Raw genomic sequence first — 25,046 nt, 5'->3', positions numbered from 1 at the left:
CGGGGTCACTCCTCGAGCGGTCCCAGCACGGACGCGGCGACCGTCGCGTGCGCGGACTCGTCGTCCGACGGGTGGTAGATGCCCGCGAGGACGTCGCGGTAGAGGCGCGCGAGCTCGCTGCCCGTGAAGTAGGCCCCGCCGCCCGAGACGCGCAGCGCCAGGTCGACGACGACGCGGGCGGTCTCCGTCGCCCGCACCTTCAGCCCCACGAGCTGCGCGAACCACCGGCTGCCGTGGTCGGCCTGCTCGTCCACGTCCCGCGCCAGCGCGAACACCTGCAGCTCCGCGCCGTCCTGCGCGAGCGCGGCGTCCGCCACCCGCCAGCGGATGTCCGGGTCCTGCGCGTAGGACCGTCCGCCGTGCTTGAACGACGTGCGCCGGCGGGCGTGCTGCACGGCGAGCTCGAGCGCACGGCGGCCGATCCCCGTGTAGACGGCACCGAGCAGGATCTCGAACACCGCGAACAGCGCGAACACGAAGGGGTCGGCGCTCGGACCGACGGGCAGCCGGCGGTAGACGCGGTCCGCGGGCGCGTGCGCGCCCTCCAGGACCGTCGTCGCGGACTGCGTCGCCCGCATCCCGAGCGTGTCCCAGTCGTCCTTCGTCGTCACACCGCCGTCCTCGCGGGCGACGACACCGTGCACGAGCCGCGGGTCCTCGGGGTCGGAGTCGTCGAGCCCGAACGTCGCCAGGCGCGTCCAGACCGGCGAGAGCGACGTGAAGATCTTGGTGCCGGTGTACCGGTAGCCGCCGTCCTCGGTGCGCTCCGCGCGCGTGCGGGAGCCGAACATCACGAGGTCGTTGCCGGCCTCGGAGTTGCCGAACGCGAACACCTCGCCGGCGGCGGCGTCACGCAGGACGAACTCGACCGAGTCGTCGCCGCGCGCGACCAGCAGCGCCGCGAGGCCCGTGACGACGAGGTGCATGTTCACGGCCAGCGCGGTGGCCGGCGCGGCGGCCGCGAGCCGTACCTGCTCGCGCGCGACCTCCTCGAGGGTGAGGCCCGCCCCGCCGAGGCGCTCGGGCACGAACGCCCTGAGGTACCCGGCCGCGACGAGGTCGGCGAGGTCGTCGTGGGGGAACGTGTTCGCGCGGTCGTGGCCGTCCGCGCGCGCGTGCACGCGCTCGAGCAGGTCGTCGGTGAGCAGGGTGCGCAGGGACCGGGTCATCGGTCGCCGCCCGTCGTCGGGGTCATGCGTCCACTCTGCCACCGCCGCGCAGGTGCTCCGGGCTCCGCGCCGGCGGACGCCCCGGGTCCCGGCCGACCGCCCTGCGGCAGGATGACGGCATGACCCTCTTCGCCGTCCGCTACACCTACGACGACCGGTCCGACGTGCGCGACGCGGTCCGCCCGGAGCACCGGGGCTGGCTCGCCGAGCTCGCCGACCGCGGCGTGCTGCTCGGCTCGGGCCCCTTCGCGGACGAGGCGGAGCCCGGCGCGCTCCTCGTGTTCCGCGCCGACGACGAGGCGTCGCTGCGCGGGCTCCTCGCCGACGACCCGTTCGCGCGCGAGGGGCTGGTCGCGGTGACCGAGGTGCGCACGTGGAACCTCGTCCTCGGGCCCTGGGCAGCGGGGGCCTGACGGGCGGCGGGCGCCTCCCGGCCCCTCCCGCGCGGGTCGCGGCGCGTGGCGCCCGGACGGCGGGGCGGCCGCGCGCTCAGGCCTCGGTGGCCGGCTCCGTCGCCGTACGCGGGGCGGCGGGCGACGCCTCGCCGGCCGCGGCCGGACGCGGCACGAGCAGGCTCGCGGCGGTGGCGGTCAGCAGCGCGACCGCGATGACGACGAGCGACAGCCACGTCGGCACCTCGGGCGCCCACGCGAACGGCTCGCCCCCGTGGACGAACGGCAGCGAGTTCGTGGCGAGCGCCTCGAGCACGAGCTTGCCGCCGATGAACGCGAGGATCGCCGCCAGCCCGTACGGCAGGTACACGAGCCGGTCGAGCAGCCCGCCGAGCAGGAAGTACAGCTGCCGCAGCCCCATGAGGGCGAAGACGTTCGCGGTGAAGACGACGAACGGGTCGTGCGTGAGCCCGAAGATCGCGGGGATGGAGTCGAACGCGAACAGCAGGTCCGTGGTGCCGATCGCGAGGAAGACGACCAGCAGGGGCGTGAAGACGCGGCGCCCGTCGTGCACGGTGCGCACCTTGCCGCCGTCGTACCCGGGCGCCATCGGCAGGACGCGCCGCGCCAGGCGCACGACCGCGTTCTCCTCGTACTCCTCGTCACCGCCGCTGCCCTCGCGCACGAGCTTGACCGCCGTGTACACGAGGAAGGCGCCGAAGAGGTAGAAGACCCAGGTGTTGCGCTCGATGATCGCCGCGCCCGCGAGGATGAACAGCCCCCGCAGCACCAGGGCGACGACGATGCCGACCATGAGCACCCGCTGCTGCTGCTCCCGCGGCACCGCGAAGCTCGACATGATGAGCAGGAAGACGAACAGGTTGTCGACGGAGAGGCTGTACTCCGTCAGCCACCCCGCGACGAACTCCTCGGCCGGTGCCGCGCCGCCCACGAGGGCGAGCAGGCCGGCGAAGACCAGCGCGAGCCCGACGTAGACCGCCACCCACGTGACGCTCTCGCGGGTCGACGGCACGTGCGGCCGACGACGCACGATCGCGAGGTCCACGAGCAGGACCCCCACGACCGCGACGAGGGAGACGACCTGGAAGGCCGCGGGGAGCTCGTGCGTCACGGACGGCGGCCCTCGGCGTCCTCGACCGGCCCGTCGAGGTGCACGCCGAGCTGCGCCTCCTGCTTGGACGCGTGGTTCAGCGCGCTGGCGCGCGCGTCCCGCCGGGTGCGGCGCAGCGAGAGGACCGTGGTGACCGCGAGCGTCACCACGATGAACCCGAGCGAGACCGGGGTCGAGATCTCGGGGATCACCTCGACGTGCTCGCCCCCGTTGACGAACGGCACCTCGTTGGTGTGCAGGGCGTGGATGACGAGCTTGACGCCGATGAACGCGAGGATGGCCCCCAGCCCGTAGGACAGGTACACGAGCTTGTCGAGCAGGCCGTCGATGAGGAAGAACAGCTGCCGCAGGCCGAGCAGCGAGAACGCGTTCGCGGCGAAGACGAGGTACGTCTCCTGGGTCAGCCCGAAGATCGCGGGGATCGAGTCGACCGCGAAGATGATGTCCGCCGTCCCGATGGCGACCATGACGATGAGCATCGGGGTGATGAGGCGCACGCCGTCGCGGCGCACGACCATCTTGTCCTCGACGTAGTCGTCCGTGGTGCGGAACAGGCGCCGCGTCAGCCGCAGCGCGGCGTTCTCGGTGTACTCGTCGTCGTCCTCGCTGCCCGAGCGGATCTGCGACCAGGCCGTGTACAGCAGGAACGCGCCGAAGACGTAGAAGATCCAGCTGAGGTTCTCGATCAGCGCCGCGCCGACGAAGATGAACACCGTCCGCAGCACGAGCGCGATCGTGATGCCGATGAGCAGCACCTTCTGCTGGTACAGCCGCGGCACGCGGAAGCTCGCCATGATGAGGACGAACACGAAGAGGTTGTCGACCGACAGGCTCTTCTCGGTGATGTAGCCCGCGAAGTACTCACCGCCGTACTGCCCGCCGGCGAACGCCCACACGAGGACGCCGAACAGCAGGGCGACGCCGACGTAGCCGGCCGACCACCACGCGGACTCGCGCAGCGTCGGCTCGTGCGGCGAGCGCACGTGCCCCACGTAGTCGACGGCGAGCATCACGAGGATGCCGCCGACCGTGATGGCCCACACCCAGCCGGGAACGTCCACAGGTCAGACCTCTCGATCGGTACGACGGATGACCGGAGGTCTCTTCCGCCAGCGCACGCGCGGAGCCCGTGCGGGGCCCAGGTCGTGCGACGCAGCCGACGGCACCGGGCCGGCGACACTGGCGACCGTGATGACGATGACGTCGCGGGGAGTACTCCCCTCCGGCGACCATCATAGGTGCCCGCACGAGAGGCGCGCCCCGAGGGCCCGCCTCAGACGAGGCAGAACTCGTTGCCCTCCGGGTCCTGCATGACGACCCAGAAGCCGGACCCCGGCTCGTCGAACTCCCCCACGACGCGACCGCCCAGCTCCGCCAGCTCGGCCGCCCGGGCCCGCACGCCCGCGCGGTCCGGATCGGCGCCGCGCGGACCGCCCCCGGGCAGCCCGACGTCGAGGTGCATGCGGTTCTTCGCGGTCTTCCCCTCGGGCACGCGCTGCAGGAAGATCCGCGGTCCCTCGCCGGCGGGGTCGACGATCGCGTACCCGTCGTTCCACCGCTCCTCCGGCATGCCCCAGGCACGCAGCGCCGACTCCCAGTCGTCGAAGCCCTCCGGCGGGGGCTCCTCCACGTAACCCAGCACGTGGGTCCAGAAGGTCCCGAGGGCCTGCGGGTCGAGCGCGTCGAACGTGAGCTGGAACCTGCGGTCCATCGAGTCCTCCGGGTCGCTGTCAGGCGGTGGCGGCGTGCATCTGCCGGAGCTCCTTCTTGAGCCCCGAGATCTCGTCGCGCAGCCGGGCCGCGAGCTCGAACTGGAGCTCCGCCGCGGCGGCGTGCATCTGCTCGGTGAGCTGCTGGATGAGGTCGGCGAGCTCGCCGGCCGCCGCCCCGACGAGGCGCGTGCGGTCGTCGCCACCGCCCTTCGACCCCAGCCCGGGCACGGGCGCCTTGCCGCGGCTCGCCTGGCGTCCCGCGCCGCCGAGCAGCTCCGCGGTGTCGGCGTCCTCCCGCGCGAGCAGGTCCGTGATGTCGTTGATGCGCTTGCGCAGGGGCTGCGGGTCGATGCCGTGCTCGCGGTTGTAGGCGATCTGCCGCTCGCGCCGCCGGTTCGTCTCGTCGATCGCGCTGGCCATCGCCGGCGTGATCCGGTCGGCGTACATGTGCACCTGACCGGAGACGTTGCGCGCCGCACGTCCGATCGTCTGGATGAGCGAGGTGCCCGAGCGCAGGAAGCCCTCCTTGTCGGCGTCGAGGATCGCGACCAGCGAGACCTCCGGCAGGTCGAGGCCCTCACGGAGCAGGTTGATGCCGACGAGCACGTCGAACTGCCCCATCCGCAGCTCGCGCAGCAGCTCGACGCGCCGCAGCGTGTCCACCTCGGAGTGCAGGTACCGGACCCGGACGTCCTTCTCCAGCAGGTAGTCGGTCAGGTCCTCCGCCATCTTCTTGGTCAGCGTCGTGACCAGGACGCGCTCGTCGCGGTCGACGCGGTCGCGGATCTCCCCGAGCAGGTCGTCGATCTGCCCCTGGGTCGGCTTCACGACGACCTCGGGGTCCACCAGACCCGTCGGACGGATGATCTGCTCCACCACGCCGTCCGCCATCGACAGCTCGTAGCTCCCCGGCGTCGCGGAGAGGTACACCGTCTGCCCGATGCGCTCGACGAACTCCTCCCACCGCAGGGGGCGGTTGTCCGTCGCGCTCGGCAGGCGGAAGCCGTGGTCCACGAGGCTGCGCTTGCGGGACATGTCGCCTTCGAACATCGCCCCGATCTGCGGGACCGTCACGTGCGACTCGTCGATCACCAGGAGGAAGTCCTCCGGGAAGTAGTCGAGCAGGGTGTTCGGCGCCGAGCCGGGGGCACGGCCGTCGATGTGCCGCGAGTAGTTCTCGATGCCGGAGCACGACCCGACCTGGCGCATCATCTCGATGTCGTAGGTCGTCCGCATCTGCAGGCGCTGCGCCTCGAGCAGCTTGTTCTGCCGCTCCAGCTCGGCGAGCCGCTCCTCGAGCTCGGCCTCGATGCTCGCGATCGCGCGCTCCATGCGCTCGGGACCCGCGACGTAGTGGGTCGCCGGGAACACGTGCACCTGCTGCTCCGAGCGCACGACGTCACCCGTGAGCGGGTGCAGCGTCGCGATCGCCTCGATCTCGTCGCCGAAGAACTCGATGCGGATCGCGAGCTCCTCGTACACCGGGATGATCTCCACGGTGTCGCCGCGGACGCGGAACGTGCCGCGGGTGAACGCCATGTCGTTGCGGGAGTACTGCATCGTCACGAACTGGCGCAGGAGCTGGTCGCGGTCCACCTGGTCGCCCACGTTCAGCGTGACCATGCGGTCGACGTACTCCTGCGGCGTGCCCAGGCCGTAGATGCAGGACACGCTCGCCACCACCACGACGTCCCGCCGCGTCAGCAGGGAGCTCGTGGCGGAGTGCCGCAGCCGCTCGACCTCCTCGTTGATCGAGGAGTCCTTCTCGATGTAGGTGTCCGACTGCGCGATGTACGCCTCGGGCTGGTAGTAGTCGTAGTACGACACGAAGTACTCGACCGCGTTGTTCGGCAGCAGCTCGCGGAACTCCGTCGCGAGCTGGGCGGCCAGCGTCTTGTTGGGCGCGAGGACGAGCGTCGGACGCTGGAGCTTCTCGATGAGCCAGGCGGTGGTCGCGGACTTGCCGGTGCCGGTGGCACCGAGGAGCACGACGTCCTTCTCGCCGGCCTGGATGCGCTCGGCGAGCTGGGCGATGGCGGTGGGCTGGTCGCCGCTCGGGGTGTACTCCGACACCACCTCGAACGGCGCGACGGTCCGCTGCAGGTCGGTCACGGGACGCATGACGTCCACGGTACGACCGACCACCGACACGACGGTGCGTGCGGGGGCCGCGTCCGCGCAGGGCGTACGCCGCAGCCGTGCCCGCCCGCCGCCGGCGGCGTCCCGGCCCCGCCGGCAGCGGCCCGGGGGGTCAGTCCCCGCTGTAGGAGACGTGCGCGTCCGGGTCGGCGGCCGACAGCAGCGCGGCGTACCCCTGCATGAACGCCCGGTACGCCGTGAAGCCGGCGATCTTGCGCCGCGCGACCGGCACGAGCCCCGAGACCGCCGACTGCTTGACGACGAAGGTCTGGATCACCGTGCGCGCGGTCACCCGACCCACCGCGCGGTCGACCTCGACGTCGAAGTGCAGCACGGGCTCGTCGTCGGCGCGCGTGAGGTCGCGCACCACGAGCCGCAGCCGGTTCGAGCCGCGCTCGAGCGGCCGCACCCAGCCCTGACCGTCCTCGACCTCGCCCGCGGCCCGGGCCGCGAGGTCGAGCACCTGGTTCGCCGTGAGGCTGCGGCTCGCCACCGAGACCGAGGCCTTCGACTGGGCGGGGCGCGCCTCCCACCCGTTGGTGCCGACCGACTGGAGCGCCATGGTCCCTCCCGGGATCCGTCCGCGTCGTGGTGGCCGTCCTCGCCCACCACGTCGGCGCAGCTCTGCGCCTGGTCTCCCTGATCGGACGTCGGAGGCGCGGGCATGCGCTTCCCGGTCCGAGTTCACCCGGACGGCCGAGCACGTCCCGTCGGGCGAGGCGACCGTACCCGGACCCCGGTGGTCCGCGGAACGGGTCGCCGCACCGGGCACCCGATCAGGTGAGGCCCGCCTCCGCCTCGGCCGCCCGCTCGACCGCGAGCCGCTCCCACAGGTCGTCCACCTGGCGCTCCAGGTCGGCGTCCCCGCCCGTCCCGTCGAGCACCACGTCGGCGACGGCGAGCCGGGCCTCGTCGCGCGCCTGCGCACCGACCCGTGCCTCCGCATCGCCACGGTCCATCCCGCGCAGCCGCACCAGGCGCTCGACGCGCAGGACCGCCGGGGCGTGCACGACGACGACGAGGTGGAACCGGTCGGCCTGCCCGGTCTCCACGAGCAGCGGGATGTCGTGCACGACCACCGCCGACGGGTCCGCCGTCGCCGCGGCCGCCTCCCGCTCGGCGGCCAGCCGGCGCACCACCGGGTGGACGATCGCGTCGAGCCGGGCGCGGGCCGCGGGGTCGGAGAACACCACCCGGGCCAGCGCCGGCCGGTCGAGGGCGCCGTCGTCGGTCAGGACGTCGGGCCCGAACGCCTCCACGACGGCGTCGAGCCCGGCCGACCCCGGTGCCACCGCCTCACGGGCGAGCACGTCGTGGTCGACGACCACCGCGCCGCGCGACGCGAGCCGCCGCGCCGCCACCGACTTGCCCGCGGCGATGCCGCCCGTCAGACCGATGCGCTGCACGTGCCCATCGTGGCGGGCCCGACGCCTCGACGCGACCTCGTCGGCCGGGGACGCCGACGGCCGGCCACCCCCGAGGGGTGACCGGCCGTCGTGACGGACGCGGGACGGGACCCGCGTGACGTCAGTTGCCCGTGAGCTTCTCGCGGAGCGCGGCGAGCGCCTCGTCCGACGCGAGGGTGCCGGTGACCTCCTCGGTCGACGACGAGTACGTCGACGGGGCGGCACCGCCGGTGCCGGCCGACTCGTTGCCCGCCTCGGCGTCCGCACGGTTCGCCTCGGCGACCTGCTTGCGGTGCGCCTCCCAGCGCTCGTGCGCGGCCGCGTACTGGGCCTCCCACGCCTCGCGCTGCGCCTCGAAGCCCTCGAGCCACTCGTTCGTGGTCGGGTCGAAGCCCTCGGGGTACTTGTAGTTGCCCTGCTCGTCGTACTCGGCCGCCATGCCGTACAGCGCGGGGTCGAAGTCGTCCGACTCGGGGTCGAAGCCCTCGTTCGCCTGCTTGAGCGACAGCGAGATGCGGCGACGCTCGAGGTCGATGTCGATGACCTTGACGAAGACGTCGTCGCCGACCTGCACGACCTGCTCGGGGATCTCGACGTGGCGCACGGCCAGCTCCGAGATGTGCACGAGGCCCTCGATGCCGTCCTCGACGCGCACGAACGCACCGAACGGCACGAGCTTCGTGACCTTGCCGGGCACGACCTGGCCGATGGCGTGCGTCCGGGCGAACGCCTGCCACGGGTCCTCCTGCGTCGCCTTCAGCGACAGGGAGACGCGCTCACGGTCGAAGTCGACCTCGAGCACCTCGACCGTGACCTCCTGGCCGACCTCGACGACCTCGGACGGGTGGTCGATGTGCTTCCAGGACAGCTCGGAGACGTGCACGAGCCCGTCCACGCCGCCCAGGTCGACGAACGCACCGAAGTTGACGATCGAGGAGACGACACCGGGGCGCACCTGGCCCTTCTGCAGCGTCTGCAGGAAGGTGGAGCGGACCTCGGACTGCGTCTGCTCGAGCCACGCGCGGCGCGACAGGACCACGTTGTTGCGGTTCTTGTCGAGCTCGATGATCTTCGCCTCGATCTCCTTGCCGACGTACGGCTGGAGGTCGCGGACACGACGCATCTCGACGAGCGAGGCGGGCAGGAAGCCACGCAGACCGATGTCGAGGATGAGGCCGCCCTTGACGACCTCGATGACGGTGCCGGTGACGACGCCGTCCTCCTCCTTGATCCTCTCGATCGTGCCCCACGCGCGCTCGTACTGCGCCCGCTTCTTGGACAGGATCAGCCGGCCCTCCTTGTCCTCCTTCTGGAGGACCAGGGCCTCGACCTGGTCGCCGACCTGGACGACCTCGCCCGGGTCGACGTCGTGCTTGATCGACAGCTCACGGGACGGGATGACGCCCTCGGTCTTGTAGCCGATGTCGAGGAGGACCTCGTCGCGGTCGACCTTGACGATCGTGCCCTCGACGATGTCACCGTCGTTGAAGTACTTGATGGTGGCGTCGATCGCGGCCAGGAAGTCCTCGGCCGAACCGATGTCGTTCACCGCGACCTGCGGCGTGGCGGGCTTCGCGGGGTGGAGATGCTCATGTAGTGGTGGGCTCCGATGCGGACAGGGAGTAGTACGGACGTGGGAGGGGTGGCGCCACGGACGTGCGTTGCGGTGCCGATGAGGTCAACCGCGGCACCGACCCCGGTGTTCCCCTCCGTCACGGAGCGGAGATCGGGACGAAGGCGCGCGACAACCGCCGTCCACCCTATCGGTGGACGGGCCCGCAGGCAAAGACGCGGGTGCGCTCAGGCGAGGGCGCGCGCGACCCGCAGGAGGTCCTCCGGGACGTACTTCACCTTGCCAGCGATCTCCGGGATGGGCACGAGCTCGACGCGCTCGCCGCGCAAGGCCGTCATCACGCCGGAGGTGCCGGCGTCGACCGCGTCGATCGCCGCCACGCCGAACCGCGACGCGAGGATCCGGTCGGCCGCCGTCGGCGTCCCGCCGCGCTGCGTGTGCCCGAGCACGGTGACCCGGGTGTCGAAGCCGGTCCGCCGCTCGATCTCGACCTTGAGCCGTTCGCCGATGGCGCCGGCGACGATCTCGCCGAACTTGCCGACCTGCGTCTCGTAGTGCATCGACGTGCCCTCGGCGGGGACCGCGCCCTCCGCGACGACGAGGATCGAGAAGCTGGCGTGCGCGCGGTGCCGGTGCTTGAGGAAGCGCTCGACCCGGTCGATGTCGAACGGCTCCTCGGGGGCGAGGACGAGCTCGGCGCCGCCCGCGATCCCGGACGTCACCGCGATCCACCCGGCGTGGCGGCCCATCACCTCCACGACCATCACGCGGTTGTGCGACTCCGCCGTCGTGTGGACGCGGTCGATGGCCTCGGTCGCGATGCTCACCGCCGTGTCGAACCCGATGGACGCGTCGGTCCCCCACACGTCGTTGTCGATGGTCTTCGGGATGCCGACGATCTTGACGCCCGCCTCGGCGATCCGGCTCGCCGCGTGCAGCGTGCCGTCACCGCCGATGCAGATGAGCGCCTCGATCCGCTCGGCCTCCAGCGTCGCGAGCGCGGCGTCCAGTCCGCCGTCGTCCGCGTGCGGGTGGTACCGCGCGGTGCCGAGCAGGGTGCCGCCGACGGGCAGCACGTTGCGGATGTGCTGGCGGGTCAGCGGCATGACGTCGCCGTCGACCACGCCCTTCCACCCGTTGCGGAACCCGATGATCGAGTGCCCGTGCTCCCCCTCCCCGCGCTTGACCACGGCACGGATGGCGGCGTTCAGGCCGGGGACGTCGCCCCCGCCGGTGAGCAGTCCGACACGCACGCTGATGAGCTCCTCGTCGCAAGGGGGTGGCGGCGCCACATCGTCGCGCCGCGGCCAGCCTAGCGAGCGCGCACGCCTGCGACCTGCGCCTTCGGTCCCGGGCGTGGACCGGCCGGACGTGCTGCGCCGGCCGGTCCACGCGTCACGCCGTGCGGCCGAGGTCGAGGTCCCGCCCCGGGATCGCGTCCAGCAGCGCGCGTGTGTAGTCGGTGCGCGGCCGCTCGAAGACCTCCTCGACCGTGCCCTCCTCCACGAGCCGGCCCGACTGCATGACGCAGACCCGGTCCGCCACCTGGCGCACGACCGCGAGGTCGTGGCTGATGAAGAGGTACGACAGGCCGAGCCGCTCCTGGAGCTCGACGAGCAGCCGCAGGATCTGCGACTGCACGATGACGTCGAGCGCCGAGACCGCCTCGTCGCAGACGACGAGCTCCGGCTCGAGCGCGAGCGCCCGCGCGATGGCGACGCGCTGGCGCTGCCCGCCGGACAGCTCCGCCGGGTAGCGCCGCAGCAGGTCGGCGGGGAGGGCGACCTGCTCCATGAGCTCACGCACCCGCGCCCGACGCGACGCGCCGTCGCCGATGCCGTGCGCACGCAACGGCTCCTCGATCGTGCGGTAGATCGTGAAGAGCGGGTCGAGCGAGGCGTACGGGTCCTGGAAGATCGGCTGCACCCGGCGCCGGAACGCCACCTCGGCGGCGCGGTCCTTGCCCGTCACGTCGACACCGTCGAACCGGATCGACCCCGACGTCGGGGCCAGCAGGCCGAGCATCATCTTCGCGACCGTCGACTTGCCCGACCCCGACTCGCCGACGACGGCGACGGTGCTGCCCCGTGGGATGACGAAGCTGACGTCGTCGACCGCCGTGAAGTCCGTCGACCGTCCGAGCAGGCCCTTGCCACGCAGCCGGAAGACCCGGGAGACGTGGTCGACCTCGACGATGGGGCGCTCGTCCGCCACCGCGTCGTGCGCCGCGGGCGCGACCAGCAGGTCCTGCGCGCCTGCGACCGTGACGTCCGCACCGGCGCGCGCGAGCTCGGCGCGCCGGGACGCGAGCGAGGGCGCCGCCGCGATGAGGCGGCGCGTGTACTCGTGCTGCGGGTCGGTGAGCAGCTGCCGGGCGGGGCCCTGCTCGACGACCTCGCCCCGGTACATGACCACGATGCGGTCGGCGCGCTCCGCGGCGAGCCCGAGGTCGTGCGTGATGAGCAGCACCGCGACGCCGAGCCGGTCCGTGAGGTCCGTCAGGCCGTCGAGGATGACGCGCTGCACCGTGACGTCCAGCGCCGACGTGGGCTCGTCCGCGATGAGCAGCTGCGGGCGCGCCGCGAGCCCCATCGCGATGAGCGCGCGCTGGCGCATGCCGCCCGAGAACTCGTGCGGGTACTGCTGCGCCCGTCGGGCCGCGTCGGGCAGGCCCGCCTCCTCCAGCAGCGCCACCGTGCGCGCGCGCACCTCGCGGCCCGTCACGACGCCGTTGTCGACCAGCGTCTCGTCGATCTGCTGCCCCACCCGGCGGACCGGGTTGAGGTTCGACATCGGGTCCTGCGGGACCATGCCGATCCGCGCGCCACGCAGGCGGTGCATCGCCTGGTCGTCGAGCGTCGTCAGGTCCTCGCCGTCGAACAGGATGCTGCCGCCGGTCACCGCGCCGTTGCCCGCGAGCAGGCCGATGACCGCTGCGGCGGTCGTCGACTTGCCCGAGCCCGACTCGCCGACGACGGCGACCGTCTCGCCCGCGTGCACGTCGAACGACGCGCCGCGCACGGCGACGGCGGACCCGGCCTCGGTGCGGAACGTGACCTCGAGGTCGCGGATGCTCAGCAGCGGGGTGCCGGGGCCCGTGCCCCGGCCGGTGCTCGTGGTCGTCACGTCAGCGCCTCCTCGAGCGCGGGTCGAGGGCCTCGCGCAGCGCCTCGCCGAACAGGGTGAAGCCGAGGGCGGTCACCGAGATGCAGATGCCGGGCAGCAGCGCGAGCCGCGGGGCGATCTCGAGCTCGTTCTGCGCGGCGACGAGCATGCGGCCCCACTCCGCGGTCGTCGGGGAGCCGCCGCCCAGACCGAGGAACGACAGCGCGGCGGCCTCGATCACGGCGGTGGCCAGGAGCAGCGTGGCCTGGACGATGACGGGCGAGACGCTGTTGGGCAGGACGTGGCTCATCGTGACCGTCCGGCGGGACAGGCCGAGCGAGCGGGCGGCCAGCACGTAGTCCGACCCCCGCTGGGCGAGCATCGAGCCACGCAGCAGCCGCGCGAACACCGGTACCTGCACGACGCCGATCGCGATGACGACCGAGGACGGCGTCTGCCCCGCCACGGCGGCGATCGACACCGCCAGCAGCAGGCTCGGCACGGCGAGCATGAGGTCCACGAACCGCATCGCGACCGAGTCGACCCAGCCGCCGAACGCGCCCGCCAGGAGGCCGACGACCATGCCACCCGCGAGGCCCAGCAGCGTCGACAGCACGCCGATGAGCAGCGACGCCCGCGCGCCCCAGATGAGCTGGGACAGCACGTCCGCGCCGTAGCGGTCCAGCCCGAGCGGGTGGTCGCCGGACGGGCCGGGGATGAACGTCGGCCGCACCTCGGCGCGGCCGGGCAGCTCGCCCGCCGCGTAGGGCGCCAGCACCGGGGCCAGCAGCGCGACGAGCACGAACGCCACGACGATGACGGCGCCGACCACGGCGCCGGGGTTGCGGACCAGCCGGCGCAGCGCGACGCGCCACAGCGACTCCCCCGCGCGGCGGTCCTCCGCGAGCCCGTCGCCGGCGTCCACCGGCGGCTGCGGGACCTCGTACACCTCGGGTGCGCTCATCGTGCCCTCATCCTCGGGTCGATCAGTCCGTAGGAGACGTCCACCGCGAGGTTCACCAGCGCGTAGACCACCGCGATGAGCAGGATGAAGCCCTGCAGCACCGCGTAGTCGAGCGCGAAGATCGCGTCGGACAGGAACTTGCCGATGCCCGGGTAGGCGAACACCGTCTCGGTGAGCACCGCGCCGGACAGCAGCAGACCGACCTGCAGGCCGATCGTGGTCGACACCGGGAGCATCGCGTTGTGCAGGATCACGCGGCTGCGCAGGTGCCCGCCGGCGAGGCCCTTGGCCCGGGCGGTGCGCACGTAGTCCGCGTGCTGCACGTCGATCACCGACGCGCGCGTGATGCGCGCGATGATCGCGAGCGGGATCGACCCGAGGGCCACCGCCGGCAGCAGCAGGTGCAGGAACGCGTCCCAGCTGGCGTCCCACTCCCGGGTGAGCAGGCCGTCGAGCACGTAGAAGCCCGTGGGGTGCGTCGCGATCATCGCGGGGTCCTGCCGCCCGGAGGACGGGAACCAGCCGAGCTGGACCGCGAACAGCCACTTCAGCAGGAACGCCAGGAAGAACACGGGGACCGTCACGCCGAGCAGGGACACGACGACCGCGGCGTGGTCGACGGTGCGGCCCTGATAGCGCGCGGCGAGGTACCCGAGCGGGATGCCCACGCCGACCGCGACGAGCAGCGCCACGAGGGCCAGCTCGATCGTCGCGGGGAACCGGGCCAGGAACTCCTCGAGCACCGGCCGGTTGGTGCGGGTGGAGACCCCGAAGTTGCCCTGCAGCAGCTGGCCGAGCCAGGTGACGTACTGCTCGGGCAGGGGTCGGTCGAAGCCGTAGAGCTCGTTGATCCGCTCCACCGCCTCCGGGGTGGCGCGCTCCCCCAGGAGAGCCGTCGCCGGCCCTCCCGGGAGAGCGCGCACCCACAGGAACAGCAGGATCGACAACCCGAACAGGGTCGGGACGAGCAGGGCGAGCCGTCGTAGGACGAGTCGGGTCATCGGTACGTGGTGCTCCTCAGTCGCCGAGCGTGACGACGTTGTAGACCTCGTCCTGGACGGGCGAGGCCGGGTAGTCGTGGACGTCCGGCTTGAAGGCCAGCGAGGGCACCGGGTGCGCGAGCGGGACGCCCGGCAGGAACTCCATGATCGCGGCGTTGGCCTCCTCGTAGGCGGCCTTCTGCTCGTCGACGTCCGCGACGTAGCGGGCGTCGCCGATCGCCTGGAACAGCTCGGGGTTGTCGAAGCCCCACTCGTTGGACTTCCCGCCGAAGAAGACGCCGATGAAGTTGTAGGTGTCGTTGTAGTCGCCGGTCCACCCGAGCAGGTGCAGACCGTGGTCCGCGCCGCCCTGGATGGTGTCGAGGTACTCCGGGCTCCACGGCGCGGGCACCGGGTTCACGGTGATGCCCACGGCCTCGAGGTCCGCCTCGATCGCGGTGAAGACCTGCTCCGGCGTCGGCATGTACGGACGCGAGACGTTCGTCGGGTAGTTGAAGTCGATCGTCAGGTTCGACCTGCCCGCCTCGGCCAGGAGCTCCGTGGCGCGGTCCGGGTCGTAGTCGTACGTCGTGACGTCCTCGTTCCAGCCCGACACGGCCGGCGGGACGAAGTTCGTCGCGACCTCGGTGCCCTCGGGCAGCGTCTGCGCGACGAGCGCCTCCTTGTTGATCGCGTGGGCGATCGCCTGGCGCACGCGGATGTCGGCCAGGTCGGGGTTGGCCTGGTTCATGCCGAGGTACAGGACGTTGAACGGGTCGCGGTTGACGATCTGGAAGCCGGCCTCCTCGAGCGCGGCGACGTCCGCCGGGCCGACGAGGTCGTAGCCGTCGATGTCGCCGGCCTGCAGCGCCTGGCGGCGGGCCGTCGCGTCCGAGATCACCGGGAAGACGATGCGGGTGATCTGGCCCTGCTCGCCCCAGTAGTCCTCGTTGGCGGTGAGCACGACCTCCTCGCCCGGGCTCCACGACTCGAACGTGTACGGGCCCGTGCCGGTCGGGTGGGCCGTCGCGTACTCGGGCAGCGTCGGGGTGTCGCCCTCGCCGGTGACGTTGTCGGCGTCGTACTCCTGCAGCGCCGTCGGCGACTGCATCGAGAACGACGGCAGCGACAGCGCGGCGACGAGCTCGGGCAGCGGGCTCTTGAGGTGGACGACCGCGGTCGTCTCGTCCGGGGCCTCGCAGGACTCGTACTTGCCCGTGCCGTTCAGCTCGGGGACGTCGCTCGTGGCGAAGCCGCCGTTCACCTTCTGCCAGTAGTACGACAGCGACTCGGACTGCGCCACGCCGGTGAAGTTGTTCCACCGGTCGAAGTTGAAGCACACGGCCTCACCGTCGAACGGGGTGCCGTCGTGGAAGGTCACGCCCTCCTTGAGGTCGAACGTGTACGTCAGACCGTCCTCGCTCGTCTCCCACGACTCGGCGAGCAGGGGTGCCGGGTCCGCCGTGCCGGGCTTCGTGCCGACGAGGCCCTCGAAGATCTGCCGCGCGACGCGGAAGGACTCCCCGTCGTTCGCGAAGGCGGGGTCGAGCGAGGCGGGGTCGGACGACGCCGCGAAGATGAACGTGCTGCGGCCCTCGCCGGTCGCGCCGTCCGAGGCGTCGCCGCCGGAGTCGCGGTCGCTCGCGGCGCACGCGGACAGGGCGAGCCCCACCACGACGCCACCGGCGACCATTTGCCACCTGGTCTTCACTGGGATCAGCCACCTCTCTGGGGCGGGCGCGACGGACGTCGCGCCTCGCGGGAACCCGGGGAACGGTAGGTGCGCCGTGTCACGTCGTTGTTACGCACCGGTACGGGTTCCGCATCGCACAGACTGAGGGCGTGCACGACGAATCGGGCGACGACACGCTGGCGGAGGCCGGTTTCCGGGACGTTCCGGACGAGGACGGCGGACGTGCGGCGCGCCGGTGGTGGGACGCGAACGCCGACGAGTACCTCGCCGAGCACGGCGACTTCCTCGGCGACGTCGACCTCCTGTGGTGCCCCGAGGGGCTGCGCGAGTCGCACGCGCGGCTGCTCGGTGACGTGACCGGGGCGCGCGTGCTCGAGGTGGGTGCCGGGGCGGCGCAGGGGTCGCGGTGGCTCGCGTCGCTCGCGGGTGCGCAGGTCGTCGCCACCGACGTCTCGCACGGGATGCTCGCCGCCGGGGCCGCCGACGAGCGTGCGCACGGGGTGCGGGTCCCGCTCGTGCAGGCGGACGCACGGGCCCTGCCGTTCGCGGACGCGTCCTTCGACGCCGCGTTCACCGCGTTCGGCGCGCTGCCGTTCGTCCCCGACGCCCACCGCGTCCACGCGGAGGTCGCGCGCGTCCTGCGCCCCGGTGGACGCTGGGTGTTCTCGGTGACGCACCCCGTGCGCTGGGCCTTCCCGGACGACCCGGGCCCCGGCGGCCTGACCGCCACGCGCTCGTACTTCGACCGCCGCCCGTACGTGGAGCAGGCGGCCGACGGGCGGGTCCTGTACGCCGAGTACCACCGCACGCTGGGCGACCACGTCGCCGACCTCGTGGGCGCGGGCTTCGTGCTGGACCGGCTGGTCGAGCCGGAGTGGCCCGAGGGCCACGACCGCGTGTGGGGCGGCTGGGGTCCCCTGCGGGGCGCACTCCTGCCGGGGACGGCGATCCTCGTCGCCCACCTGCCCGCGCACCGCTGAGCCCCACCGCCGCCGGCTCCGGCCTGCGCGGCGGGGTCCGGACGTGCGTCCGCCCGCACCGCGACGGGCGCGGGGCGGGCGGACGCCGTGCAGCGGGACGGTCAGTGCGACGTGGCCTTCTCGGCGCCGGCACCGGTCAGCGAGCGGACCTCCATCTCCGCGAACTTCTCCGGGTGCGGCTGCTCCTTGCTCAGGAGCGTCCCGACGATGCCGAGCAGGAACGCGAGCGGGATCGACACGATGCCGGGGTTCTCGAGCGGGAACACCGCGAAGTCGACGCCCGTGTCCCGGATCATCGACAGGCTCTCGCCGGTGGCGGGGTCGACCTTGCCGGAGACGACCGGCGAGAGCGCGATGAGCACGATGCAGGAGACGAGCCCGCCGTACATGCTCCACAGCGCACCGGACGTGTTGAACCGCTTCCAGAACAGCGAGTAGATGATCGTCGGCAGGTTCGCCGACGCCGCGACCGCGAACGCCAGCGCCACGAGGAACGCGACGTTCTGCCCGTTCGCGAAGATGCCGCCGACGATGGCGAGCGCACCGATCGCGACGACGGTGATCCGCGCGACCCGCACCTCCCGGTCCGGCTCCACCTGACCGCGCTTGATCACCGACGCGTAGATGTCGTGCGCGAACGACGCCGCGGCGGTGATCGTCAGCCCGGCGACCACCGCCAGGATCGTCGCGAAGGCGACGGCCGAGATGATGCCCAGCAGGAGCACCCCGCCGAGCTCGTACGCCAGCAGCGGGGCCGCCGAGTTCGCGCGCCCCGGTGCCGACGCGATCCGCTCCGGACCCACCAGGGCGCCCGCGCCGTACCCGAGCACGAGCGTGAACAGGTAGAAGATGCCGATGAGCCAGATCGCCCACACCACCGACCGACGCGCCTCCTTGGCCGACGGCACCGTGTAGAAGCGCATGAGCACGTGCGGCAGACCGGCGGTGCCGAGGACGAGGGCGAGCGCGAGCGACACGAAGTTGAGCTGCGTGAGCGCGGACGCGCCGTACTGCCGGCCGGGCTCGACGAGCGTCTCGCCGCCCTCGCCGGCGACGTCGATCGCCCCCTGGAGCAGGTCGGACAGGTTGAGCCCGAACCGTGCGAGGACCCAGATCGTCATGACACCGGCGCCGGCGATGAGCAGCACCGCCTTGATGATCTGCACCCAGGTGGTGCCCTTCATGCCGCCGACGAGCACGTACAGGATCATCAGCGCGCCGACGACGGCGATGACCACGCTCTGCGCGGCGACCGTGTCGAGGCCGAGCAGCAGCGCGACGAGGCCGCCCGCCCCCGCCATCTGCGCGAGCAGGTAGAAGAACACGACGGCGAGCGTGGAGATCGCCGCCGCCATGCGGACCGGCCGCTGCCGCAGCCGGAACGAGAGCACGTCGGCCATCGTGAAGCGGCCGGTGTTGCGCAGGAGCTCCGCGACCAGCAGCAGCGCCACGAGCCACGCGACGAGGAACCCGATCGAGTAGAGGAACCCGTCGTAGCCGTAGATGGCGATGGCCCCGCAGATGCCGAGGAACGACGCTGCGGAGAGGTAGTCCCCCGCGATCGCGGTGCCGTTCTGCGGGCCGGTGAAGGACCGGCCCGCCGCGTAGTAGTCCGCCGCGCTGCGGTTGTTGCGCGAGGCGCGGAACACGATCACGAGCGTCACGAGGACGAACGCGCCGAAGATCGCGATGTTGACGACCGGCTCACCGATCTGCTCGGCGGGCGCGGTGGCGGCGGGCAGCACGCCCGCGAGCGTCGCGGTCATGCCCGGCTCCCCTCGGCACCGCGGACGGCCGAGGTGCCGCCGACGGTGCCCTGCTCGATCTCGTCACGCAGCCGCTCGGCGACCGGGTCCTGCCGGTTGTTCGCCCACCGGGCGTAGACCATCGTGATCGCGAACGTCGAGACGAACTGCCCGAGCCCGAAGAGCAGGCCGACCGTGATGGTCCCCGTCACCCGCTGGCTCATGAAGTCGTGCGCGTAGTTGGCCAGCAGGACGTAGACGAAGTACCAGACGAGGAACAGCGCGGTCATCGGGAAGACGAACCGCCGAAACCTTCGGCGTAGGTCCTGGAACTCCTCGGAGCGCTGCACGCGCTGGTAGTCGGTCTCCTGACGGGTCTCGGACACACCCACCTCCGCAGGTCGTGGTGGCCTCGTCGCCACCGCAGCCCGCCTACTGTGGCTCAGATCACCTCGACATTCCAGACACCACGCACCCGGGAAGCCCGAAAGTCGTTCGAAACCACGACCGGTGTCACCCGGGACGGTGACCGGACGACGACCGGCCCTGCGTCAGTGGCCTGCCTCGTGCCAGCTGGCGCCGACGCCGACCGAGACGTCGAGGGGCACGTCCAGCGGCCCGTCCGGCGCGGCGTCGCCGGCGCGGGCCATCTGCTCGCGCACGAGCGCCTCCACCTCCTCGCGCTCCCCCGCCGCGACCTCGAGCACGAGCTCGTCGTGCACCTGCAGGAGCATCCGGGACGCGAGCCCCCGACGGCGCAGCTCGCCGTCGACGCCGAGCATGGCGACCTTGATGAGGTCGGCGGCGCTGCCCTGGATCGGCGCGTTGAGCGCCATGCGCTCGGCCATCTCGCGGCGCTGCCGGTTGTCGCTCGTCAGGTCGGGCAGGTACCGGCGCCGACCCAGGATGGTCGCCGTGTAGCCGGTCGCGCGCGCCTGGTCCACCACGCCCGACAGGTAGTCGCGCACCCCGCCGAAGCGCGAGAAGTAGTCGGCCATGAGCGCCGACGCCTCCGACACCTCGATCGACAGCTGCTGCGACAGCCCGTAGGACGACAGCCCGTACGCCAGGCCGTAGCTCATCGCCTTGATCTTCGAGCGCATCGCCGGCGTGACCTCGTCCGTCGGGACGTCGAACACGCGCGAGCCGACGTAGCTGTGCAGGTCCTCCCCCGAGCGGAACGCCTCGATGAGCCCCTCGTCGCCCGACAGGTGGGCCATGATCCGCATCTCGATCTGCGAGTAGTCCGCGGTCAGGAGGGTCTCGTAGCCCGGGCCCACGACGAACGCGCGGCGGATCTGCCGTCCGGCCTCGGTGCGGATCGGGATGTTCTGCAGGTTCGGGTCCGCGGACGACAGCCGGCCCGTCGCCGCGATCGTCTGCTGGAACGTCGTGTGGATGCGGTCGTCGGGCAGGACGGACCGGAGCAGCCCCTCGACGGTCTGACGCAGCCGGATCGCGTCGCGGTGCGCGAGCAGGTGCTCGAGGAACGGGTGCTGCGTGCGTGCGAAGAGGTCCGTGAGCGCGGCGGCGTCCGTCGTGTAGCCCGTCTTGATCTTCTTCGTCTTCGGCATGCCGAGCTGGTCGAAGAGGACCTCCTGCAGCTGCTTCGGCGACCCCAGGTTCACCTCGCGGCCGATGACGTCGTAGGCCTCCGAGGCCGCCGACTGCACGTGGGAGTCGAACTCGCGCTCGAGCGACGTCAGGTACTCCCGGTCCACCGCGATGCCCGTGCGCTCGAGGCGGGCCAGCACGTCCTGCAGCGGCAGCTCGAGGTCCGCGAGCAGGCCGCTCGCACCGCGGTCGGCCACCTCGGCCGACAGCACGTCGACGAGGTCGCGCACGGCGGCCGCGCGCACGGCGGCCCGGCGGCCCTCCCCGGCCCCGTCGACCTCGAGGTCGAGCGCACCCTGGCCGGCCGAGGCGGCGTCGTCCGCGGTGAGCTCACGGTGCAGGTAGCCGATGGCCAGGTCGGGCAGGTCGTACGCGCGACGGTCGGGCTGGCACAGGTACGCCGCGAGCTCGGTGTCGAACGCGACGCCTGCCAGGGGCAGGCCGCGGCCCTCCAGCGCGTGCCACGCCTCCTTCGCGGCGTGCACCGCCTTCGGCCGAGCCGGGTCGGCCAGCCACGCGGCGAGGGCCTGCTCGTCGGCCGGGTCGATCTCGGCGAGGTCGTAGGCGACGCCCTGGCCCTGCGCGTCCGCGACGGCCACGCCCCAGGCGTCGCCGCGGGCCGGGCTGCCGGTGCCGCGCACGTCGAGTCCCAGCAGCGCGTCGCCGCGCTCCTCGAGCCAGGCCGCGAGACCGCCGACGCCGACCTCGACCAGGTCGAGAGCCGCCGCCGTCGCGACCCGCTCCTCGCGCCCCTCGTCCGGGAGCATCGCGAACAGGCGGTCGCGCAGCGTGCGGAACTCCAGCTCGTCGAGGATCGTGTGCAGGTCCTGCCGGTCCCACGGCCGCACCGCGAGGTCCTCGGGCCCCACCGGCAGCTCGAGGTCGTCGAGCAGCCGGTTCAGCTCACGGTTGAGCTGCACCTGCGCCAGGTGCTCGCGCAGCGAGTCCCCGGCCTTGCCGCCGATCGCGCCCGCGTGCGCGACGACCCCCTCCAGGCCGTCGTACTGCGTCACCCACTTCGCCGCGGTCTTCGGCCCCACGCCCGGCACGCCGGGCAGGTTGTCGCTCGACTCCCCGACGAGCGCCGCGATGTCCGGGTACCGGTGCGGCGGGACGCCGTACTTCGCCTCGACCGCCTCGGGCGTCATGCGCGCCAGCTCGGACACGCCCTTGACCGGGTAGAGCACGGTCACCTCGGGCCGGACGAGCTGGAAGGCGTCCCGGTCGCCGGTGCAGATGGCGACGTGCATGCCGGCCGCGGTCGCCTGCGCCGCGAGCGTCGCGAGGATGTCGTCCGCCTCGAAGCCCGGCTTGTCCAGCACCTGCACGTGCATCGTCGCCAGCAGGCGCCTGATGATGTCGACCTGGCCGCGGAACGGCTCGGGGGTCGCGTCGCGGTTGCCCTTGTACGCCTCGTACCGCTCGGTGCGGAACGTCGTGCGCCCGGCGTCGAACGCCACGGCGACGTGGGTCGGCTCCTCGTCCCGGAGCAGGTTCGCGAGCATCGAGGTGAACCCGAAGACGGCGTTCGTGGGCTGCCCGGTCGACGTCGCGAACTTGTCGACGGGGAGCGCGAAGAACGCCCGGTACGCCATCGAGTGGCCGTCGATGAGGAGGAGGCGGGGGCGGTCGCTGGCTGTGCGGCGGTCACGGTGCCAACCTATCCGCCATGTCCGACACCGCCGCCCCCGCCTTCGCCCTGCCGTCCGTGGACGGCACCCTCCTCGCCCGCATGGGCATCGAGGTGACGCACGTCGACGCGGACGGTGCGCACGGCACCATGCCCGTGGCGGGCAACACGCAGCCGTACGGCCTGCTGCACGGAGGCGCGTCCGCGGCCCTCGCCGAGACGCTCGGGTCGCTGGCCGCGCAGGCCCACGCGGGACCGGGCCGCGCGGCGGTGGGCGTCGAGCTCAACGCCACGCACCACCGGGCGGTGCGGGCAGGGACCGTCACCGCGCGGGCGACCGCCCTGCACCGCGGGCGCTCGCTGGCGACCTACGAGGTCGTCGTCGAGGACGAGGAGGGCCGCCGGGTCTGCACCGCGCGGCTCACGTGCATGCTCATCGACCGCGCCTGACGCACGTCCCCGAGCGGCTCGGCCGCGTGCCGCTCCCGGGCGCGCCGGCGGCGCTCGATCAGGTCCCGAGCCCCCGCTGCCCGGTCCGCCCCACCGCCGGACCACCGGCGTCCTGCGTGAGGCGCCGCCGCAGGGCGGCGGTCGTGACGTGCCGGTGCGCGGCCGCGGGCGCGAACCCGAGCCGGGCGAGGAAGCGCTGCACGCCGCGCGCGCCGGGCAACGGCGCGGCGTAGACGTCGCTCGCCCCGGACTCCTCCGCCCACGTCGCCGCGGCCTGCAGCAGCGCGTGGCCGATCCCGCGCCGACGCAGCCCGCGCCGCACGAAGACGGCCTCGAGGCCGAGCACGACGGCGTCCGTGAACGGGCCGGGACCGACGAGGCGGCACAGCAGCAGGCCGGCCGGGGCGCCGTCGCACACCGCGACGAGGACGCGCCCGCCCTCGACGCCGCCGAGCACGGAGAGCTGCGTGCGCAGCCGGCCGGGGTCGTCGGTGCACAGCTGCGCGCCGACGCCCGCCTCCGCGCGGGCCTCGAGGCAGAGGTCGACGAGGGCGTCGAGGTCGGACGGCTGCGCGGGTCGGACGGTGATGCCTGGCCGCACGGTGGGCCTCCCGGGGACGTGGTGCCTGACGGACGGGTTCCGGTCTCCCCCGGGCCCGGACCCGCACCGATCATGGCCCACGCCGGGCCCGTGTGCCAGCCCCCTGCGGGCGACGGGACCCGCCGGACCGGACGTACGTCCAGCAGCGTCCTCCAGCCGGGGGACACGCCGACGGATCTGGGCCGGACCCTCGCGCCGACGTAATGAACCGGACACAATCCCTCCCTATCGTCCTGCCACCCGGCGGGCGCCGGCCCCCGACCACGTGCTCCAGCGCTGCCCGCGCTCGTGCCCCCACCCGAAGGACGGAGGTCCCCGTGCGAGCAGCGAGCCCGGACCGGACCCTCGCCGTGCGACGCGCAGGTGCGGCACTGCTGCTGCTCCTCCTGCTGTCCCTGACGACGGTCGTCGTCGCGGGGCCGGCGCGTGCGGCGGCGACGTGCACCCCTGACAGCGCCACGGCCTGCCTCAACGTCACCGTGACCGCCCCGGCACCGGACCGGTGGCGGGGGCCCGGGTCACCGTCGAGGGGCCGGGGGGTGAGGTCGAGGCCACGACGGACGCCTCCGGGCGGGCGTCCGTACCGCTGACGGCGGCGGGCGACCACACCGTCACGGTCGACGAGTCGACGCTCCCCGACGGGCTGGTGCTGCGCGACCCCGCCGTGAACGGGGCGACGGTGACCGTCGCGCTCGGTCGCGCCGCCGGCCGGATCTTCCCGGTCGTGCCGCCCGGCGCCGAGGGCGGCGACAGCGGTCCCGCCCCCTCCCCGTCCGAGAGCGGCTCGAGCGGCCCCTCCGGCGAGGACGGTGGCAGCACGGCCCCCGCGGACGAGACCGGCGAGGGGACCGAGACGTCGGCCGGACCGGGCACCAACCGCTACGCGCAGCTCGTGCTCGCCGGCCTCGTGTTCGGCGTCCTGCTCGCGCTCGCCTCGCTGGGCGCCAACCTCATCTACGGCACGACCGGCCTGTCGAACTTCGCGCACGGCGAGCTGGTGACCCTCGGCGGCATGACGGCGTTCATGGCGGTGCAGTGGTGGGACCTGCCGCTGTGGCTGGCGATCGTGGTCGCCACGGTGGCCGGTGGGGTCGTCGGCTGGCTGCTCAACCGGCTCGTCTTCGCCCCGCTGCGGCGCCGCGGCGTCGGCATCACGCAGCAGATGATCGTCACGATCGGTCTCGCCCTGGCCGGTCTCTCGCTCTTCCTGTTCGTGTACGGCGCCCAGCCGGCACCCGTGGTCTCGGGCATCTCGCAGCGGCTCCAGCTGGGACCGGTGCAGATCTCCGGCCAGTCCCTGCTGTCGGTCGCGATCGCGCTCGTCGTCCTCGCCGCCGTCGCCGTCACGCTGTCCCGGACCCGGCTCGGGCGGGCCACGCGCGCCGTCTCCGACAACCCCGCGCTGGCCGCCGCCACCGGGATCAAGGTCGAGTCGATCATCGGCGGGGTGTGGGTGGTGTCCGCGGCGCTCGCGTCGCTCGGCGGCGTGCTGCTCGCGCTGTACCTCAACTCCACCCGGTTCAACTTCGGGTCGACGCTCCTGCTCCTCATGTTCGCCGCGATCACGCTCGGCGGGCTCGGGTCGCCGCTCGGTGCGGTCGTCGGCGCCGTCGTCATCGGCCTCGTCGTCGAGCTCTCGACGCTCGTCCTGCCGAGCGACATGCGCTATGCGAGCGCGCTCGTGATCCTCATCCTCGTCCTGCTCATCCGGCCGCAGGGCATCCTCGGCCGCGCCGAGCGCATCGGTTAAGCGGGAGGCGT

General features: G+C 72.8%; 21 protein-coding genes. 4 read left to right on the top strand and 17 right to left on the bottom strand.

Annotated elements, in window-relative coordinates; genetic code table 11:
- Positions 1-5: 5 nt before the first annotated feature.
- The gene (locus GC089_RS08255) at positions 6-1,169 is read right to left on the bottom strand and encodes an acyl-CoA dehydrogenase family protein (RefSeq protein ID WP_155377288.1); all 1,164 of its coding nucleotides are present in this window, start codon (positions 1,167-1,169) and stop codon (positions 6-8) included.
- Positions 1,170-1,288: 119 nt separating this feature from the next.
- Here GC089_RS08255 and GC089_RS08250 point away from each other — a divergent pair, with 119 nt between their 5' ends.
- Positions 1,289-1,582 carry a YciI family protein gene (locus GC089_RS08250; protein WP_155377287.1) on the top strand — a complete coding sequence of 98 codons (294 nt, stop codon included), beginning with the start codon at positions 1,289-1,291 and terminating at the stop codon, positions 1,580-1,582.
- Between the two features lie 76 nt (positions 1,583-1,658).
- Here the strand turns inward: GC089_RS08250 and GC089_RS08245 are convergent, their stop codons facing one another.
- From GC089_RS08245 to GC089_RS08190, 12 genes are all read right to left on the bottom strand, one after another.
- Positions 1,659-2,693, bottom strand: a complete 1,035-nt coding sequence (locus tag GC089_RS08245) for a TerC family protein (RefSeq protein ID WP_155377286.1) — start codon at positions 2,691-2,693, stop codon at positions 1,659-1,661.
- The gene (locus GC089_RS08240; protein ID WP_155377285.1) at positions 2,690-3,754 is read right to left on the bottom strand and encodes a TerC family protein; all 1,065 of its coding nucleotides are present in this window, start codon (positions 3,752-3,754) and stop codon (positions 2,690-2,692) included. Before GC089_RS08240 ends, GC089_RS08245 begins: the two co-directional genes overlap by 4 nt.
- A gap of 212 nt (positions 3,755-3,966) precedes the next feature.
- A complete protein-coding gene (locus GC089_RS08235; RefSeq protein WP_155377284.1) occupies positions 3,967-4,404 on the bottom strand; it encodes a VOC family protein in 438 nt (145 codons plus the stop codon).
- 19 nt (positions 4,405-4,423) lie between these two features.
- Entirely contained in the window at positions 4,424-6,526 is a 2,103-nt protein-coding gene (gene uvrB, locus GC089_RS08230) for an excinuclease ABC subunit UvrB (protein WP_155377283.1), read from the bottom strand.
- A 130-nt stretch (positions 6,527-6,656) separates the two neighbouring features.
- Positions 6,657-7,106, bottom strand: coding sequence for a hypothetical protein (locus GC089_RS08225; protein WP_155377282.1), 450 nt, complete (start codon positions 7,104-7,106; stop codon positions 6,657-6,659).
- A gap of 214 nt (positions 7,107-7,320) precedes the next feature.
- Positions 7,321-7,950: a dephospho-CoA kinase gene (coaE, locus tag GC089_RS08220; RefSeq protein ID WP_155377281.1), complete on the bottom strand. Its 630-nt coding sequence runs from the start codon at positions 7,948-7,950 to the stop codon at positions 7,321-7,323.
- Between the two features lie 121 nt (positions 7,951-8,071).
- Positions 8,072-9,499 carry a 30S ribosomal protein S1 gene (rpsA, locus tag GC089_RS08215; protein ID WP_155377280.1) on the bottom strand — a complete coding sequence of 476 codons (1,428 nt, stop codon included), beginning with the start codon at positions 9,497-9,499 and terminating at the stop codon, positions 8,072-8,074.
- Between the two features lie 251 nt (positions 9,500-9,750).
- Positions 9,751-10,776, bottom strand: coding sequence for a 6-phosphofructokinase (locus tag GC089_RS08210; protein WP_155377279.1), 1,026 nt, complete (start codon positions 10,774-10,776; stop codon positions 9,751-9,753).
- A gap of 142 nt (positions 10,777-10,918) precedes the next feature.
- Positions 10,919-12,649, bottom strand: a complete 1,731-nt coding sequence (locus GC089_RS08205; RefSeq protein WP_155377278.1) for an ABC transporter ATP-binding protein — start codon at positions 12,647-12,649, stop codon at positions 10,919-10,921.
- 1 nt (position 12,650) lies between these two features.
- A complete protein-coding gene (locus GC089_RS08200) occupies positions 12,651-13,592 on the bottom strand; it encodes an ABC transporter permease (protein WP_155377277.1) in 942 nt (313 codons plus the stop codon).
- A complete protein-coding gene (locus GC089_RS08195; protein ID WP_155377276.1) occupies positions 13,589-14,593 on the bottom strand; it encodes an ABC transporter permease in 1,005 nt (334 codons plus the stop codon). The genes GC089_RS08200 and GC089_RS08195 overlap by 4 nt, the downstream gene beginning before the upstream one ends.
- 16 nt (positions 14,594-14,609) lie before the next feature.
- A complete protein-coding gene (locus GC089_RS08190; RefSeq protein ID WP_155377275.1) occupies positions 14,610-16,265 on the bottom strand; it encodes an ABC transporter substrate-binding protein in 1,656 nt (551 codons plus the stop codon).
- 149 nt (positions 16,266-16,414) lie between these two features.
- Between GC089_RS08190 and GC089_RS08185 the strand changes: the two genes are divergently transcribed.
- On the top strand, positions 16,415-17,245 hold the full coding sequence (locus GC089_RS08185; RefSeq protein WP_155377274.1) for a class I SAM-dependent methyltransferase: 831 nt from the start codon (positions 16,415-16,417) through the stop codon (positions 17,243-17,245).
- A gap of 101 nt (positions 17,246-17,346) precedes the next feature.
- Here the strand turns inward: GC089_RS08185 and GC089_RS08180 are convergent, their stop codons facing one another.
- The 3 genes from GC089_RS08180 to polA all read right to left on the bottom strand — a co-directional run bounded on the left by GC089_RS08180 (position 17,347) and on the right by polA (position 22,268).
- Positions 17,347-19,011, bottom strand: coding sequence for a cation acetate symporter (locus GC089_RS08180; RefSeq protein WP_155377273.1), 1,665 nt, complete (start codon positions 19,009-19,011; stop codon positions 17,347-17,349).
- Positions 19,008-19,376, bottom strand: coding sequence for a DUF485 domain-containing protein (locus GC089_RS08175; RefSeq protein ID WP_155377272.1), 369 nt, complete (start codon positions 19,374-19,376; stop codon positions 19,008-19,010). Before GC089_RS08175 ends, GC089_RS08180 begins: the two co-directional genes overlap by 4 nt.
- 165 nt (positions 19,377-19,541) lie before the next feature.
- Positions 19,542-22,268 carry a DNA polymerase I gene (gene polA, locus GC089_RS08170; RefSeq protein WP_370514106.1) on the bottom strand — a complete coding sequence of 909 codons (2,727 nt, stop codon included), beginning with the start codon at positions 22,266-22,268 and terminating at the stop codon, positions 19,542-19,544.
- A gap of 5 nt (positions 22,269-22,273) precedes the next feature.
- On the opposite strand from polA, the gene GC089_RS08165 reads away from it, so the two are divergent.
- Positions 22,274-22,684 carry a hotdog fold thioesterase gene (locus GC089_RS08165; protein WP_155377270.1) on the top strand — a complete coding sequence of 137 codons (411 nt, stop codon included), beginning with the start codon at positions 22,274-22,276 and terminating at the stop codon, positions 22,682-22,684.
- 58 nt (positions 22,685-22,742) lie between these two features.
- Here GC089_RS08165 and GC089_RS08160 read toward each other — a convergent pair whose 3' ends face one another.
- Positions 22,743-23,285: a GNAT family N-acetyltransferase gene (locus GC089_RS08160; protein WP_230685150.1), complete on the bottom strand. Its 543-nt coding sequence runs from the start codon at positions 23,283-23,285 to the stop codon at positions 22,743-22,745.
- Positions 23,286-23,787: 502 nt separating this feature from the next.
- Here GC089_RS08160 and GC089_RS08155 point away from each other — a divergent pair.
- Positions 23,788-25,035: a branched-chain amino acid ABC transporter permease gene (locus GC089_RS08155; RefSeq protein ID WP_230685149.1), complete on the top strand. Its 1,248-nt coding sequence runs from the start codon at positions 23,788-23,790 to the stop codon at positions 25,033-25,035.
- The last annotated feature ends 11 nt before the right edge of the window (positions 25,036-25,046 follow it).

This window comes from Cellulomonas sp. JZ18 (assembly GCF_009720485.1).
In the GTDB taxonomy this organism is placed as follows: domain Bacteria; phylum Actinomycetota; class Actinomycetes; order Actinomycetales; family Cellulomonadaceae; genus Cellulomonas.
Note: the sequence above shows the minus strand (reverse complement) of the source record. Positions and strands in the feature narration are given on the sequence as shown.

Bases quoted from the DNA above. Each gene is read 5' to 3' on its own strand.
- GC089_RS08255 (WP_155377288.1), bottom strand. From the start codon at position 1,169: ATGACCCGGTCCCTGCGCACCCTGCTCACCGACGACCTGCTCGAGCGC.
- GC089_RS08250 (WP_155377287.1), top strand. From the start codon at position 1,289: ATGACCCTCTTCGCCGTCCGCTACACCTACGACGACCGGTCCGACGTG.
- GC089_RS08235 (WP_155377284.1), bottom strand. From the start codon at position 4,404: ATGGACCGCAGGTTCCAGCTCACGTTCGACGCGCTCGACCCGCAGGCC.
- uvrB (WP_155377283.1), bottom strand. From the start codon at position 6,526: ATGCGTCCCGTGACCGACCTGCAGCGGACCGTCGCGCCGTTCGAGGTG.
- GC089_RS08225 (WP_155377282.1), bottom strand. From the start codon at position 7,106: ATGGCGCTCCAGTCGGTCGGCACCAACGGGTGGGAGGCGCGCCCCGCC.
- GC089_RS08200 (WP_155377277.1), bottom strand. From the start codon at position 13,592: ATGAGCGCACCCGAGGTGTACGAGGTCCCGCAGCCGCCGGTGGACGCC.
- GC089_RS08195 (WP_155377276.1), bottom strand. From the start codon at position 14,593: ATGACCCGACTCGTCCTACGACGGCTCGCCCTGCTCGTCCCGACCCTG.
- GC089_RS08190 (WP_155377275.1), bottom strand. From the start codon at position 16,265: ATGGTCGCCGGTGGCGTCGTGGTGGGGCTCGCCCTGTCCGCGTGCGCC.
- GC089_RS08180 (WP_155377273.1), bottom strand. From the start codon at position 19,011: ATGACCGCGACGCTCGCGGGCGTGCTGCCCGCCGCCACCGCGCCCGCC.
- GC089_RS08165 (WP_155377270.1), top strand. From the start codon at position 22,274: ATGTCCGACACCGCCGCCCCCGCCTTCGCCCTGCCGTCCGTGGACGGC.